The following is a 14,490-nucleotide window of genomic DNA, read 5'->3' on the forward strand; positions in this document are numbered from 1 at the left end:
GGAGCATCGCCGGACTCTCAGCCGCCCGCTCGTGGTGACGGTGACGGCCGTGCTCTGCTCAAGTGAGCGATTGCGCCGGGAGGGCGTTGAGGGGCTGCGGGGCGGGGCCGGTGGCGAAGTGGACGTCGGTGATGGCGTCGGCGAGGCGGACGAGCTGGGCGTGGACCTGGTCGAGGAAGGACTCCAGGTTGGGGCGGCCGACGCCGCCGATGGCGACGAGGCCGGCGACCTCGGTGCGGTCGAGCATGTCGGTGATGTCGTCGAGGAGCCGCTCGGGGCGGGACGAGCCGGTCGAGCCGGGGAGCTTGGTGAGGTGGATCCGCAGCTCGTCGAGGCAGAAGGCCAGCGAGCGGGGGTTGTCGCGGTCCATGATCAGCAGGTCGAGGACTCCCCCGGTGCGTACGTAACCGCGGTAGCGGCGGCGGTGGGTGACCGCGGACTCGGCCGAGGCGAGCACCGCGTTGAGCACCGCGCGGTCGACCTCGAGGCCGCGGCGTACGGTCGTGGTGGCGCGCAGGAGCTGGCAGATCTGCATCGCGCGCTCGAGGAACCGGCCGAGCCGGATCGAGTGGTAGCCCTCGTCGCGGATCATGCTCGCCACGATCCCCTGCATCGCCAGGATGCCGTGCAGCATCTCGGCGCCCGACTCGGCGATCTGCAGGGAGTGCGGGTTGACCCGGAGCTCCTCGGCCGCACGGTCGGTGGAGGAGAAGATCCGCCACATGTCGGGGCTGAGCTGGTCGCGTACGCCGCTGAAGGCCTGCCGCATCCCGGCCAGCGACTGCGCCGCCGACCCCGGCCGGTCGGCGTCGAGCAGCATCGAGCGGAACTCGGCATCGATGTCGGCGTCCGCCCGGCCGTGCCCGGCCAGCCGGTCGAGCGCGCTCAGCATGACCTCGAGGCTGATGCCGCCGGACGTACGCGGCCTGGTCCTGAAGTCCTCGGCCAGCACGTGCGTGGCCAGGATGAGCCGGATGAGGTCCTCGGCGCGCTCGGCGTAGCGACCCGACCAGAACATGTCCTCGAGCGCTCGCGGGACGAGCACCGTGACCGAGCGGGTGTGGGTCATCGGGAGCACGTCGGCCAGGCCCTGGTCGGCGTCCTGCGGCGACTCCTTGAGCACCCAGACGTCCTTGCTGCACGGCGGCAGCCCGGTCTCGTCGGCCCGGACCGAGGCCAGGCCACCGACCAGCGGGCGGTAGGCCGAGCCGTATCTCAAGGAGAACGTACGCAGCGTCAGCGGCCGGCCGACCGCGCCGTGTCCCTCGGCCCAGGTCGGGGCCTGGGAGAGGGTGATCTGCTCCTGACCGACGTAACGGTAGGGGTCGGCGGCGATCTTTGCGCGCAGCTCCTCGGGGGTCCCGGTGACGATGGCACCCTCGAGCGTCCGCACGACCAGGGTCTCGGCATCCAGCCGCCGCTCGACCTCCGCGCGCTGGGCCAGGTCGCCGCACCACCAGGTGCCGATCGAGCCGAGCCGCAGCGGCTCCCCGAGCAGCGCCTCGCTGGCGGCGGGAAGGTAGGGAACGAGCCCGGGGTTCTCGAGCACGCCGGCGCCGAACCCGTTGACGACGCGCACGTTGCCGCGGCGTACGGCCTCGATCAGGCCGGCGACGCCGAGCTGGCTGTCGCCGCGGAGCTCGAGCGGGTCCGACCAGGTCGCGTCGACCCGGCGCAGGATCACGTCGACCCGCTCCAGCCGGTCGCCGTGGCCACGCATGAGGACCTCGCCGTTGCGTACGGTCAGGTCGGCACCCTGGACCAGCGGGAAGCCGAGCGTCGAGGCGAGAAAGGCCTGGTCGTAGGCGGTCTCCGAGTGGGTGCCCGGGGACAGGACGACGACCCGGGGGTCGGCCTGGTCGCCGGGTGCGGACTCGAGGAGGGCCGAGCGGAGGGCGGCGAAGTAGGGCTCCATCCGGTGCAGCCCGGCGTCGCGGTGGAGCTCGGGAAGCACCCGGCTGATCACCCGGCGGTTCTCCATCGCGTAGCCGATCCCGGAGGGGGCCTGGGTGCGGTCGGCGAGCACCCGCCACTCGCCGTCGGGGGTGCGGCCGAGGTCGGTGGCGGCCAGGACGAGCGGCCGCGGGTCGTGGTTGCTGGCGCGGGCGGCGACGCGGTGGAATCCCTGGTGACCGAAGACCACCGCCGCCGGGACGATCCCGTCCGCGAGGAGGCACTGCGGGCCGTAGAGGTCGACCAGGATCGCGTTGAGCAGCTCGGCGCGCTGGGCGAGGCCGACCTCCAGGACGCGCCACTGCGCGGGGTCGATGACGAGCGGCACCGGGTCGAGCCGCCAGGGCTCGGGCTTCGCGCCGGGGCGCAGGTAGGTCACCCCGTCGTCGGCGAGGAAGCGCTCGACGTCGTGGCCGATCCGGCTCAGCGTGGCCGGCGTGATGGATACAGCCGTCTCGGCCATCGGCTTCCAGGCCGGGCGCAGGGTGCCGTCGGGCCCGACGACCTCGTCGTAGGGCTGGTCGGTCGCGTCGAGGAGGCCGAGGGCGTCGGCGTACTCGCGAAGGACGGTCACCGCACCGCCCGTCGCAGATCCAGGGTGTGCGGGTTGTCCGGCGTCGTCGCGCGGGCCGCGCGCTCGCGCATCTCCGCGACGTCCAGGCGGCCGGAGGTGTGACCGCGCGCCTCGAACCTGCTCGCGCGCCGCGCCTCGGCCTCGTTGGCGTTCACGGGCGGGTGGTCGTAGTTGCGGCCGCCCGGGTGCACGACGTGGTAGGTCGCGCCGCCGAGGCTGGTCTCGGAGGCGATGTCGATGACGTCGAAGTGGAGCGGGGCCTGGACGTCGATGCTCGGGTGCAGGCTGGACCACGGGCTCCAGGCCTTGAACCGGACGCCCGCATAGTGGGTGTCCGGGACGGAGGTGGGGGTGAGCGGCACCGGAACACCCTGACACGTCACCAGGTGCCGGTCGAGGTCGATCCCTCTCGCCGAGATCTGGACCCGCTCGACCGACGAGTCGACGTAGCGGGCCGTCCCCGACCCGGTCGCCTCCTCACCGAGCACGTTCCACGGCTCGATCGCCTGGCGCAGCTCCAGCTCGATCTCTCCCACGCGCGCGAACCCGATCCGCGGAAATCGGAACTCCGCGTACGCCGCCAGCCACCGCGACTCGAACGGGATCCCGTGGCGGCGCAGGTCCGCGACGACCTCCTCGATGTCGCGTAGGCAGCCCTGCGGGAGCAGGAAGTCCTCGTGGAGGGCACTTCCGTGGCGGATGAGGGGCGCCTCGTACGGCTCCTCCCAGAACCACGCGACCAGGCTCCTGACCAGGAGCGACTGGAGGAGGGCCATCTGTGGGTGCGGCGGCATCTCGAAGCCGCGGAGCTCGAGGAGGCCGAGGCGGCCCCTCGAGGAATCCGGCGAGTAGAGCTTGTCGATGCAGAACTCAGCGCGGTGGGTGTTTCCGGTCAGGTCGGTGAGCAGGTGGCGCAGCGCGCGGTCGATCATCCACGGGCGGGGTTCGGGCTGCTCGCGGGTGATCCGGGCGACCTCCTGGAGCGCGATCTCCATCTCGTAGACCGCCTCCGGCCGGCCCTCGTCGAACCTCGGCGCCTGGCTCGTGGGCCCGATAAACCTGCCGGAGAAGAGGTAGGAGAGGGAGGGATGGCGCTGCCAGTAGCGGATCAGGCTGGCCAGCAGGTCGGGTCGGCGAAGCAGGGGGCTGCGCTCGGGGCTCCGTCCGCCCAGGGTGAGATGGTTGCCGCCGCCGGTGCCGGTGTGGAGTCCGTCGAGATCGAACTTCTCGGTGGAGAGCCGGGCCTGCCGCGCCTGCTCGTAGAGCGTCGTGATCAGCTCGCGCTGCTCGGCCCAGGTCCCGGTCGGCTGGACGTTGACCTCGATGACCCCCGGGTCCGGAGTCACCGTCAGCCGGGCCAGGCGCGCGTCGGGCGGCGGGCCGTAGCCCTCGAGCACGACCTGCGTGCCCTGCTCGGTGACGGCCCGCTCGATCACCCGGAGCAGGGCCGCGTAGTCGTCGAGGCGGTCGGTCGGCGGCAGGAAGACGTGGACCAGCCCGTCACGCTCCTCGATCGCCAGCGCGGTGGTCGGCGCCTCGTCGGGGTCGGTGACGGTCACCTGCGGGATCGCGGGGTCCAGCGGCTCCTCAGCGGCCAGGTAGGACGGCTCACCCTGGAACTCGGGGTCGTGCCAGGAGATCGAGTCCAGCGGCAGTCGCAGCCCGACCGCCGAGGTTCCCGGCGCCAGCACCAGCCGCCCCCGCCGGAACCGCCACTGCGGGCTCGTCCACTCCCCGTCGTTGGTGTTGATCGGAATCACCCACCCGACCGGCTCGGTGACCTCTTTGTCGAGCTCGGTGACGTTGAGGTCGCCCCGGTTGGCCGCGTCGTCCGGCTTCGGGCCGTCGGGCTGACGCACCTCCTGGGCGATCTTCGCCAGCGGGTCCTCGTACGCCGCGAACACCTGCTCCTCCGGGAGCCCGAGGATCCTGGCGATGGCGTCGGCCACAGCACTCGCCGAATCCGTAGTTGTGGCGGCCGAATCTGCACTTGTGGGCGACGAAACTCGACTTTCGTCGCCCACTTCGACCGACTCGGCCTCCGCTTCTACCGACTCGGCGGGGGCCCAGGGGTCGGCGAAGAGGGTGGGGTCGGACCACAGCGGCTCGCCGTCCGTACGCCACTGCAGGTCGATGTTCCAGCGCGGGAGCGGTTCGCCGGGGTACCACTTGCCCTGGCCGCGGTGGACGATGCCGCCCTTGCCGTAGACCTTGCGTAGACGTTCGGCGAGGTCGGCGGCGAGCTCTCGCTTGTGGGGGCCGTCGGCGTCGGTGTTCCACTGCGCGGAGGTCTGGTCGTCGAGAGAGACGAAGGTCGGCTCGCCGCCCATCGTCAGCTCGACGCCTTCGGCCTGAAGCCGCCGGTCGACCGCCTCGCCGAGGGCGTCGATGCGGGCCCACTCCTGGTCGGTGTAGGGCAGCGTCACCCGGGGGTCCTCGTGGATCCGGGTGACCTCGTTGGCGAAGGAGAAGGTGACCTCGACCGGGTCGGTGGCGCCCTCGATCGGGGCCGCGGAGGACGGGTGCGGGGTCGCCGAGAGGGGGATGTGTCCCTCCCCTGCAAACAGGGCCGAGGTCGGGTCGAGGCCGATCCAGCCGGCGCCCGGGACGAACACCTCGCACCACGCGTGCAGGTCGGTGAAGTCCTCGGTCGGGCCGGACGGGCCGTCGAGCGACTCCTGGTCGGCCGCCAGCTGCACCAGATAGCCGGAGACGAAGCGGGCCGCGAGGCCGTACTGACGCAGCAGGGACACCAGCAACCACGCCGAGTCACGGCACGACCCAATGCCGATCCGGAGGGTCTCGTCGGGAGTCTGTACGCCCGGCTCCATCCGCAACGAGTAGGCGATGTCGGCGTTGACCGCCCGGTTGAGGCCGGCCAGGAAGTCGACCGTGCGGACGCCGTCCTCGGGCAGAGCCGGGAGACGCCGTCGCCAGGCATCGGCCTCCACCGCCGACTCCACGTCGCGGAGGTAAGGAGCCAGGTCCGCCTTCAGCTCCGGTTCGTAGTCGAACGGGAAGCTCTCGGCGTACTCCTCCACGAAGAAGTCGAACGGGTTGATCACCACCATGTCGGCGACCAGCCCGACCGTGATCTCGAGCTTGTCGGTCTTCTCCGGGAAGACCAGCCGCGCCAGCCAGTTGCCGAACGGGTCCTGCTGCCAGTTGATGAAGTGCGCCGAGGGCGTCACCGACAGCGAGTAGGCCTCGATCGGGGTGCGGGTGTGCGGCGCCGGGCGCAGGCGTACGACGTGCGGGCTGACCCGGACCGGCTGCGCGAACTCGTAGGTGGTCCGATGCTCGAGCGCAACCTTGATCGACATGGGGCAAGCCTGACCGATCCAGGTTGCACGGCGGTAACGAACCGCCGGGTTCGCACCGGCCGTCCGGACGGAGCTCGACAGCCTCACCGATCGACGACATGTATTAAACGGCCTATCCGGCCTCGAAGTCGGTTACCACGACGACGATCCAACGGGCCCGGAATCCCCTCGTTGGTAAACGCATTTCATACCGCCTAAACGCCAGGTGCTGCTTCTACGAATCATCCGATTACCCCATGGGGTGTCCGGTAATGGGGGCCGCCCAATCGGTGTCGAGAACCGATATCGCGAGGAGTTATCCCCTGGCCGCCAGCACTGTAACGGCACGGCGGCCGGACGGATGAGCCTCGGACGAACCGGCGGCTTCACCTGGGATGATCCCGGAAGACCCCGCTTGTAAGGGGAACCTGACTTTCACCCTTGTCGAAAGCGGTCGGATGAGTTTACGCCACGAAATCGGCCGAAGGAATAGGAATCAATAAGTTCAAGAAAGTTCTTGACTTTATGCTTCAATTCGCTTCAGGATGCATCCGTCACGACATCACAGCAAACAAAGGAGATTTCGTGAATTCTCGGACTCGAATCGCCGCTGTCGCCGCTGGATTCGCACTGGCCACGGCCGCCGCACCAGCTGTGGCGAGCCCCGTTCCTCCTCCAGTTCCTGACTGCCCGGTGCCGGAATCTCCTGCCCCGGCCAGTCCGGCCACTGACTGTCCGCCTCCGGACGTTCCGGATGTTCCGGACAGCCCCGAGGTCCCGGACGTTCCCGACGCCCCGGGCACCCCGGACGTACCCGAGGTCCCGGACACCCCCGAGACCCCGGACGTTCCCGACGCCCCGGGCACCCCGGACGTACCCGAGGTCCCGGACACCCCCGAGACCCCGGACGTTCCGGATGCTCCTGAGGTCCCGGACGTTCCGGATGCTCCTGAGGTTCCGGACACCCCGGAGGTTCCGGACGTTCCCGTCCCGGACAACCCGGTGCCGGACGTTCCCCTGCCGGGCAGCGACTCCGCGGAGAAGCCTGCCGCGGATGTTCCCGCCCCGGATGTTCCGGTGCCGGACGTTCCCGTGCCGGATGTTCCGATTCCGGACGTTCCCGTCCCGGACTTGCCGGTCCCGGGCATTCCTGGGCTCCCCAGCGTGACGGACAGTCTGCTGGGCATCGTCAACAGCCTCCCGGTGGTCGGTCCGATCCTGACCGACCTGCTCAGCTCGATCCTCGGGAAGCTCCCGCTGCCGTAGAGGCACGCACCTTCAACACTCAGCAACCACACAGCAGAGGTCCAGCGGCGTTCACGCTGCTGGACCTCTGCTGTGGGCGGAGCGTTCTCAGTCCCTCGGGAAGGAACCCGCGAGCTCGATGAGACGGGTGTTGGCCTCGGCCTCGCCGATCGAGACGCGCACGCCCTCGGGCGGGTAGGGGCGGACCATCAGGCCGATCTCGTCCGCAGCCGCGGCGAAGTCGGCGCAGCGCTCGGCCGACCCGAAGGCGAACCAGACGAAGTTGCCCTGGGCGTCAGGGATGTCCCAGCCGGCGGCTCGGATGCCCTCGACCACCCGGGCCCGCTCGGACACCAGGTCATCGACGCGCTCGAGCAGCTCGGCCTGCCGCTCGAGCGAGGCGACGCCGGCCGCCTGCGCGACGACGTTGACCCCGAACGGCAGCGCCATCGCCCGCAGCGTGGCGGCGATCGGCGCGGGCGCGAAGGCGTAGCCGACCCGGAAGCCGGCCAGCCCGTAGGCCTTGGAGAACGTACGCAGCACGACCACGTTCGACCGGCCACGGTAGGTGGCGACACCGTCGATCGCGTCGTCCATGCGTACGAACTCGGCATAGGCCTCGTCGACCACGACCAGCACGTGCTCGGGCACCTTCTCCAGGAAGGCGTCGAGCTCGGTCTGGGTGACCGAGGTGCCGGTCGGGTTGTTGGGAGTGCAGACGAACACGACCTTCGTACGCTCCGTGACGGCCGCGGCCATCGCGTCGAGGTCGTGGCGCCCGTCGCCGGTGACCGGCACCTTCACAGCCGTCGCCCCGGCGGCGAGGACCGCGATCGGGTAGGCCTCGAAGCTGCGCCAGGCGAAGACGACCTCGTCCTCGGGGCCGCAGTAGGCCGAGACCAGCTGGAAGATCAGCGCCACGGCCCCGGTCGAGAGCGCGAGCTCCTCGGCGTGCACCCCGTAGGCCTTGGCGAGCGCGTCGTAGAGCTCGGTGCTGCCCGCGTCGGGGTAGCGGTTGACCCGCCCGGCCGCCTCCGCGGCGATCTCCACCACGCCGTCGAGCGGCGGGTAGGGGTTCTCGTTGGAGGAGAGCTTGTAGGTCACCAGACCGGGCCGCTCGACCGGCGGCTTGCCCGCGACGTACGCAGGCATGGCGGCGACACTGGGACGGGGCTGCGGGGTGCTCATATCGTGAGATCCTAGGTCGGGATGACCTCGCCGCCGTAAACCACGGGGACGTCACGGCCGACCACGATGTCGAGCGGGTTGGTGACGCAGCGCACGGACCCGCCACCGAGGTGGAGCTCGCTCATGTCGACGATCCGGATCGTGAAGCCCCAGCCCTCGAGGATCGGGCGGATGCGGTCCGGGCAGGACGGCATCACGATGGTGCGGCCGACCACGATCGAGTTGGCGGCGAAGGTGCTGAGCGCCTCCTCCTCGGTGATGACCAGCGGCTCGGGGACCAGGTCGAGGAGCGCCTGTGCCGACTCGGGCGCGAGCGCGTCCGGGCAGATGATCGCGCGACGCTCGTCGAGCGGGCAGAAGGCCAGGTCGAGGTGGTACATCCCGGCGTGGGTCGTCCGTACGCCCAGCACCCGCACGCCCATCTCGTTCGCGAGGGTCTTCAGCGCCATCTCGTCGGTGCGCGGCCCGGTGCCGGCGACCAGGTGACCGGCGAACGGGAAGACGTCGCCCGCCTCGAAGGTGGGCCCGACACCGTCCTTGCCGACGTACGCCGTCCCCCACTCGTTCGCGGCGAACCACTCGACGGCCGAGAGGGTCTCGTTGCGGCGCTCGGGGAAGCGCATATGGGAGAGGAGCACGTGCCGGCGGCCGTCCGCGAGCGTGGCCGCGAAGCCGAGGTTCATCGCGTAGACCATGTCGGGGCTGTCCTCGCGCGGCGCGATGACGTCGACGCGGCCGCCGAGCTCCTCGATGGTCGCCTTCAGGGTGTCCCACTGCGCGCGAGCACGGACCGGATCCGGCTGGATCTCGGTGTCCATGAACGGGTTGATGGCGTAGTCGATGCGGTAGTGCGTCGGCTCGGTCATCAGGTAGTGACGGCCCCAGCTCAGCGATGTGCTCACTCGTACCCCTCTCAGGTCTGATCGACGGATTGCCTGATTGACTGATTGTCAGACAATCCTGTGCAGTTAGGTTAGAGCACGAACGGTCATCACCGGAAGCCGACGCAGGTAGGACAATGGGGCCCATGTTCGAGTCGCTCACCCTGGACGAACCCGCATCGACGGTCGACCGCGTCGCCGACGAGCTCCGCCGGGCGGTGTTCGAGGGCGAGCTCGAGTCCGGCACCCCGCTCCGCGAGCACGGTCTCGCCGAGTCGCTGGGCGTCGGCCGCTCCACCGTCCGCGAGGCGCTGACCATCCTCGTCGCCGAGGGCCTGGCCACCCGCGCGCCCAACAAGGGGGTCGCCGTCGCCACGCCCGAGGCCGCCTCGGTCCGCGACGTCTGCGCCGCCCGCTGGGTGCTCGAGGGGGCGGGTGTCCGCAACTGGCTTCAGGCCTCCGCCGAGACCCGCCGGGCCGTGCACGAGTCGCTGGATGCGTACATCACGGCCGTGCACTCGGAGAAGGCGACCTACCGCGAGCTCAACGAGCGCCACCTCGCCTTCCATCTCTCGCTCGTGGCCCTGACCGACTCACCGCGGCTGGTCGCGATGCAGGAGCACCTGGTCCTCGAGCTCAAGCTCGCGCTCGCCCAGGTCGACCGCATCCGCCGCAACGCCCACGACCAGGCCGAGGACCACGCCGCCCTCGTCCGCCTCCTCGACGCCGACCGCATCCACGAGGCCGAGCGGTTCCTGCAGAAGCACCTCTCCGACGCCGCCCACGACATCTGCAAGGCACTCCGCCTGGAGCGCTGACCCGGTGGCCCCGACCCGGGGTAACACACTCGCCACACCTCCCGCGCGTCCCTTACGCGGAGATGCGGAGCCCTGCCAGACTCACCGCCATGCGCATCGTGACCTGGCTCATCACCAACGCCATCGCCCTCGCCGTGGCGACCTGGCTCGTCGGCGGGATCTACTTCGACGGCCCGACCAGCGGCATGGAGGAGATCAAGCAGAAGCTGCTACCGCTGCTGATCGTCGCCCTGGTGCTCGGCATCGTCTCGGCCTTCGTGAAGCCGATCCTGAAGTTCCTCGCGTTCCCGTTCATCCTGCTCACCCTGGGCCTGCTCCTGCTGGTGATCAACGCGGCGATGCTCGGCCTGACCGCGTGGATCCTCGGCCCGACCGGGGTCGGTTTCCACGTCGACGGGTTCTGGGCTGCGGTGCTCGGCGGCATCATCATCTCGATCGTCGGCTGGGGCCTCGACCGGGTCTGGCCCGACAGCGACGAGTAGCAGATCCGGGCCCGAGATTCGGCATCCCCCGCGCGTTCTTGGCGGAAATGTAAAACTCGGGCCATGAAGATCGCGGTCGTCTGCCTGGGCAACATCTGCCGTTCTCCGATGGCGGAGGTGGTCCTGCGCGACCGTCTCGACGGTGCCGGACTCGACGACGTGGAGCTGGTCTCGGCCGGCACCGGCGGCTGGCACGCCGGCGAGAAGATGGACCGCCGGGCGGCCGCGACGCTGCTCGAAGCGGGCTACGACCCCGAGCGCCACCGGGCCCAGCAGTGGCCGGTCGGGGACCCCGAGACGTACGACCTGGTGCTCGCCATGGATGCCGACAACCTCGCCGATCTGGCTGGTCAGGCGCCGGAGGGCGGGCTGCGGATGTTCCGTGATTTCGATCCCGAAGGCCCCGGCGACGTGCCCGATCCCTATTACGGTGGTGCCGAAGGATTCCGGGAGGTGCTGGCGATGGTGGAGCGTACGAGTGATGCGATCGTCGCGTCCCTGGCCGCGTCGAGGCCCGGTTCGTGACCCGCCAGCCCGCGGTCGCCCGTCGCGCCGAGCAGCTGCTCGGGGCGGCGGTGGTGAGCACGTCTCCGGTCGCGGGCGGTGACATCTCGACCGCTACCAAGATCCGTCTCAGCGACGGCTCGCTGGTGCTGATGAAGGCGCTCTCGCCGGCGCGCGACGACTTCGTGGCCGCCGAGGCCCGCGGCCTCCGCTGGCTGGAGGAGTCGGGGGCCGTGAAGGTCCCCGAGGTGCTCGCCGCCGAGCCCGACTGCCTGGTGCTGCGCTGGATCGAGCCGGGCCGCCCCACCGCCGAGACCGCCGAGGACCTCGGCCGCGCCCTCGCCCGCATGCACAGCACCCCGGTCACGGGCTTCGGCGCGGACAAGGACGGGTTCATCGGCCGGCTGCCGATGCCCAACAAGCCCGCCGACACCTGGGCCGAGTTCTATGCCGTACGCCGCCTGCTCCCCTACCTCAAGGCCGCCCGTGACCGCGGCGCCATCGACGCCGCCGGCGCCGAGTGCGTCGAGCAGGTCGTCGGGAAGCTGACCTCGCTGATCCCGGAGGAGCCGCCCGCCCTGCTCCACGGCGACCTCTGGAACGGCAACGTGCTCTGGGACCGAAGCAGCGACGCCTGGCTCATCGACCCCGCGGCGTACGCCGGTCATCGTGAGGTCGACCTCGCCATGCTCGCCCTCTTCGGCCTCCCCCACCTGGAGCGGATGATGTCCGCCTACGAGGAGCAGACTCCTCTCGCCGAGGGCTGGGAGGACCGCCAGGGCCTCCACCAGCTCTTCCCGCTGCTCGTCCATGCGGCCATGTTCGGCGGCGGCTACGGCGCCCGGGCGGCCACCGTGGCGGCGCGCTACGTCTGACTGGTCGACTAGTCGACGGAGGCGTCGCAGTCGCCCGCCGGGATCCTCGCCTTCGCCTCGATGCTGGGGAGGTTGGCGGCCGCCGCCTGGGTGCCGAAGTTGCCGAAGACCGCGAGCATGACGTCGTTGATCAGGCTCTCGCGCGCGCCGGCACCGTAGTAGCGGGCGCCCGAGGCGGCGGCGACCTTCTCGAGGAGGCACTTGTCGGCGGAGTTGCCGTAGGGGATGGTGTAGATCCGGACGTGCGACTCGCTGCCCCGGATGTCGGCCACGAGTGCGTCGTTGGCGGCCTTGTTCTCCTCCTCGTCGGCGCCGTCCGGGGTCAGATTGGTCGCACCGTCGGTGAGCAGCACCACGGCCTTCGTCTTGGGGTTGTCGGGATCGTTCGTCTGCGCGAGGGCGTCGTGCGCGGCCTGGACCGCGGCCGGCAGCTGGGTCGTCGTCCCGCCGGCCTCGATGGCCCCGATCTCAGCCCTGACCTGCGAGATCCGGTTGCCCATCGGCGCCAGGGCGGTCTTGTGCACCGAGCTCCCGAACGTCCACACCGCGAGCTCGTCCTTGGGCGCCAGCAGCCCGATCGCGGCGTTGGCAGCGCCCTGGACCCGGTCGATCTTGGCGGCCCCCGGTGCGACCTCGTCGTTCATCGACCCCGAGTTGTCGATCAGCAGGATGACCTGGGAGTTCTTGCGTACGCCGTCCCACTCGGCGCGGATCCGCTGGATCGCCTCGGCCTCCGGCTGGGAGAAGGTGTCGTCCTCGTCGACGGAGCCGATCCTCTCGAAGCCGCCCTCGACGAAGGCGGCCTGCGCCTCGTCCTCCCCGAGGAACTCGTAGAACTCCTCGGCGACCTCGCGCTGGGCCTCGGAGAGGCCTGGCATCAGGACGTACGGATGGTCCATCGCCAGCGTCCCCTCGGGCGGGATGTGCGACTCGAACCGCTTCACCCGCGGGTGACTCTTCTCGCCGTAGCCCGGCAGCTGGTCGCAGTCGGGCTCGGCACCGGAGGGACGGCCGCTGTTGTAGAGCTCGACCAGCTGCTTCTGGATCACCAGCGCGTCGACGGGCTCGACGATGCCGCAGTAGAGGTCCTGGACGTACGTCGTCGCCTCGTCGCCATAGCTGCCGACCGAGGACTCGAGCTCACGCACCCAGGCGTTCACCGCCTCGTCCTCCGGAGTCTGCGGGGTGATGTCCACGCTCGCGCCGGCGGCGGCGTTGGCCCGAACCGCGGCGTTGTAGGTCAGCATGCTCGCGCCCAGGCCCGAGGTCGACCACAGCGGCTCGTCACGGCCGAGGACGAACCCGGTGCCCTCGGACTCACCGGCGACCGCCTTGGCCTTGAGCCACTCCATCGACACGTCCTCGCCGTCCGCCGTGCCCTCCGGCACCGCGATGACCATCACGCTCTCGGTGGTGGGCCCCAGCGTCTCGTACGTCTTCTCGGTGTCGAGCTCGAGGAGCTCGGTCCACATCGAGGAGGTGGGCAGCCAGACGTCGGGGCGGCTGCGGCCGGTCTGGCTGCGCTCGAACATCGGCTCGACGATCTCGATGTCCCAGTCGGAGGCGAGTGCCTCCATCGCAGCGCCCGAGGTGAGGCCCAGCACGTTGACGTCGACGCATCGTCCGTCCACCTCGCGGCCGGTCTCGAACTCGGTGGCGAGATCCCGGACCAGGTCGTCCTTCTCCGTGGAGGAGGTGACCTCGAGGACGACGCACTCACCCGTGGGCCCGGGCCCGTCGATCCAGCGGATCACCAGGACGGTCCCGACGACCGCGAGCACCACCGCGCCGACCACCGCCATGATCGCGTGGCCGCGCACCCAGTTGGCGAGCCAGGCGACCACCGCGGCGACGATCTCGGTCAGCGCGCGGGCGAAGCGCCGCGGCAGGCTGATCCGCGCGTTGAGCCGGGCGAACGCCGAGGAGATCAGGACCAGCGTCACCCGGTCGTCGTCGCTGACCGAGCCGTCGCACATACCGAGCAGGCGGCCTGTCCGGGCGTGCACCATCGGCACGCCCTCGCAGTCGCCGACCTCGAGCGGGGCCTCGTTGAGCACCGTCTTGACCTGGACGTGCGCCACCCCGGCGGCCCGGATCTCCGACTCCACCCACACCCCGGCACCGTTGAGCGCGGTCGGGTCGTGCAGCAGCACCCTGGTGTTGACGACCGGCGAGGCGAACCGGAACGGGAGTACGCGGCGGGGCAGCCGCTCCACGCCGACCACGTCGAGCGCGACGACGCCGCCCTCGTGGTCGGCCAGACGCACCTCGACGCTGACGTCGCCGGTCGCGGTGCGTACGTGCGGGAACCGCACCCGGATCGTGTCGCGGTCGAGGTCGCCGGCGCCGACCGCGGCCTCGGCCACCCGCCGGGTGGTCAGGATCCGCTTCGGCGAGACGACGAACCCGTAGCCGGCCGGCTCCCCCGCCTGGTCGAGGACCGTGACGAGTGCGCGGCCCCAGCGCTGGTGACGGGAGACCGGCAGCTCGGTCGCGATCCCGATCCCCAGGAACATCAGCGCCACCCAGGTGAACGGCGACCGGACCATGTCGGCGAGGTTGCCCGGGGTCTGCTGGACCGCCCACCCGCCCAGGAAGATCGCCACCATCGCGACCATCGACACGACCGCGCGGGGGAAGGGAAACAGGGGCACGCCGAAGCTCCAGT

General features: G+C 70.6%; 10 protein-coding genes. 5 read left to right on the top strand and 5 right to left on the bottom strand.

Going from position 1 to position 14,490, the window contains the following annotated elements; genetic code table 11:
- Positions 1–58: 58 nt before the first annotated feature.
- Together ACWZJV_RS11945 and ACWZJV_RS11950 are read right to left on the bottom strand one after the other, a co-directional pair.
- Positions 59–2,527 (bottom strand): circularly permuted type 2 ATP-grasp protein, encoded by a 2,469-nt coding sequence (locus tag ACWZJV_RS11945; protein ID WP_457181591.1) that lies wholly within the window; start codon positions 2,525–2,527, stop codon positions 59–61.
- Complete coding sequence (locus ACWZJV_RS11950; RefSeq protein ID WP_457181592.1) at positions 2,524–5,850, bottom strand: transglutaminase family protein; 3,327 nt, start codon at positions 5,848–5,850, stop codon at positions 2,524–2,526. Before ACWZJV_RS11950 ends, ACWZJV_RS11945 begins: the two co-directional genes overlap by 4 nt.
- A gap of 672 nt (positions 5,851–6,522) precedes the next feature.
- Between ACWZJV_RS11950 and ACWZJV_RS11955 the strand changes: the two genes are divergently transcribed.
- Complete coding sequence (locus ACWZJV_RS11955) at positions 6,523–7,095, top strand: hypothetical protein (RefSeq protein WP_457181593.1); 573 nt, start codon at positions 6,523–6,525, stop codon at positions 7,093–7,095.
- Positions 7,096–7,182: 87 nt separating this feature from the next.
- Here ACWZJV_RS11955 and hisC read toward each other — a convergent pair whose 3' ends face one another.
- A complete protein-coding gene (gene hisC / locus ACWZJV_RS11960; RefSeq protein WP_457181594.1) occupies positions 7,183–8,262 on the bottom strand; it encodes a histidinol-phosphate transaminase in 1,080 nt (359 codons plus the stop codon).
- Between the two features lie 11 nt (positions 8,263–8,273).
- Positions 8,274–9,164, bottom strand: a complete 891-nt coding sequence (locus ACWZJV_RS11965) for a dimethylarginine dimethylaminohydrolase family protein (protein WP_457181595.1) — start codon at positions 9,162–9,164, stop codon at positions 8,274–8,276.
- A gap of 125 nt (positions 9,165–9,289) precedes the next feature.
- On the opposite strand from ACWZJV_RS11965, the gene ACWZJV_RS11970 reads away from it, so the two are divergent.
- The 4 genes from ACWZJV_RS11970 to ACWZJV_RS11985 all read left to right on the top strand — a co-directional run bounded on the left by ACWZJV_RS11970 (position 9,290) and on the right by ACWZJV_RS11985 (position 11,822).
- Entirely contained in the window at positions 9,290–9,961 is a 672-nt protein-coding gene (locus ACWZJV_RS11970; protein ID WP_457181596.1) for a GntR family transcriptional regulator, read from the top strand.
- Positions 9,962–10,050: 89 nt separating this feature from the next.
- A complete protein-coding gene (locus tag ACWZJV_RS11975) occupies positions 10,051–10,443 on the top strand; it encodes a phage holin family protein (protein ID WP_008354652.1) in 393 nt (130 codons plus the stop codon).
- A gap of 63 nt (positions 10,444–10,506) precedes the next feature.
- Positions 10,507–10,968 carry a low molecular weight protein-tyrosine-phosphatase gene (locus ACWZJV_RS11980; protein WP_008354653.1) on the top strand — a complete coding sequence of 154 codons (462 nt, stop codon included), beginning with the start codon at positions 10,507–10,509 and terminating at the stop codon, positions 10,966–10,968.
- The gene (locus tag ACWZJV_RS11985; RefSeq protein ID WP_457181597.1) at positions 10,965–11,822 is read left to right on the top strand and encodes a fructosamine kinase family protein; all 858 of its coding nucleotides are present in this window, start codon (positions 10,965–10,967) and stop codon (positions 11,820–11,822) included. Before ACWZJV_RS11980 ends, ACWZJV_RS11985 begins: the two co-directional genes overlap by 4 nt.
- A gap of 8 nt (positions 11,823–11,830) precedes the next feature.
- Here ACWZJV_RS11985 and ACWZJV_RS11990 read toward each other — a convergent pair whose 3' ends face one another.
- A complete protein-coding gene (locus ACWZJV_RS11990) occupies positions 11,831–14,476 on the bottom strand; it encodes a vWA domain-containing protein (RefSeq protein WP_457181598.1) in 2,646 nt (881 codons plus the stop codon).
- Positions 14,477–14,490: the final 14 nt, after the last annotated feature.

It is taken from the genome of Nocardioides sp. WG-D5 (genome assembly GCF_054031175.1).